We start from the raw sequence: 1,071 nt of genomic DNA, 5'->3' as shown, positions 1-1,071 counted from the left end.
CCTTGAGCAGGTTGGTGGCGGCCAGTTCGTTGGCCTGGCTGTCCTGGATCGATTGCGCCATGCGGTTGAACTCCGTCGTCACCCGGCCCAGTTCATCGGCCGACAGTACCGCCGCCCGCGCCGACTGTTCGCCGGCGGCGATGCGGCCCACCGCGTGCGTCAGGTTGTTCAATGGCGTCAGCAGCGAACGCCCCAGCAGCCAGGCGATGATGACCGACAGCACCACGCAGGCAAGGCCGCCGGCAGTCAGTATCAGGCGCATGGACTCCTGCAAGCGGTTCGATGCCGCAGAGCGTTCCACCAGCAGTGCGCGTTCCTCGGCCGTTGCCTGGTCGAGGGATTTGTAAATGTCGTTGACCGCGATATTACCGCTGGACAGGGACCCGCTGTGGCCCATGATGTCGGCGGCGCCCACCTTGTCGCCCAGTTCCTGGCGCTCGGCCAGCTGCGCCTCGATGACTTCCCTGGACCACTTGGTGATCATGCCTTCCAGCGCCTTGAAGCGCGCGACCTGGCTCGGGTTGTCGCTGGTGAGTTTTTGCAGCGCCTGCAGGGAGCCGGGCAGGTCGGACAGCTCCTTGCGCGTTTGGTCGAGGCGCTTGGCGGCGCCGGTCAGGTAGTAGCCGCGCGCTTCCACCTGTACTTGCAGCAGGTCGTTGCGCAACTGGTCGACGGACTGGATCACTTCCATCGTATGCCGGTCCCACCCGTTCGCTTCGGACAGGCTGTTGAAGCGGTTGTAAGCGATCGATAACAGCACCAGGATGATGGCGAGGATGGCGCCAAAACTCAGATACAGCTTGCTCTTGATGCTTAAATCTTTATACATTTCTTCTCCAGGCGCCGCAGTTGACTCGGCATTGTCCCACGCTCAAGCCGCCACGGCAAAGTTGGCGACGCTGGTTTGCAGATCTCCCGCCGCGTACTGCAACTGGTGCACCGCCTCGCTGGTGGCCTTGAGCGATTCCACCGTCTGCTGGGTGGCGTCGTTCAGCTGCATCATGGTCTCCGAGATCTGCTGCGCGCCGACCGCCTGCGACTGCATCCCTTGCAGCACGGCGTCGAACTGCG

Annotated in this window: 1 protein-coding gene and 1 pseudogene; both read right to left on the bottom strand. The window is 63.2% G+C overall.

Features of this window, described 5'->3' with window-relative positions; all coding sequences use genetic code 11:
- Positions 1 to 829, bottom strand: an 829-nt coding sequence (locus D0T21_RS31480; RefSeq protein WP_116994090.1) for a CHASE3 domain-containing protein, incomplete at its 3' end; no start/stop codon positions are given.
- A gap of 42 nt (positions 830 to 871) precedes the next feature.
- Positions 872 to 1,071: pseudogene (locus D0T21_RS31475) on the bottom strand (chemotaxis protein); the annotation flags it as partial.

The sequence above is a fragment of the Duganella sp. BJB476 genome (assembly GCF_003416895.1).
Classification (GTDB): Bacteria; Pseudomonadota; Gammaproteobacteria; order Burkholderiales; family Burkholderiaceae_D; genus Rugamonas.
This window is presented reverse-complemented; position numbering and strand designations above follow the sequence as displayed.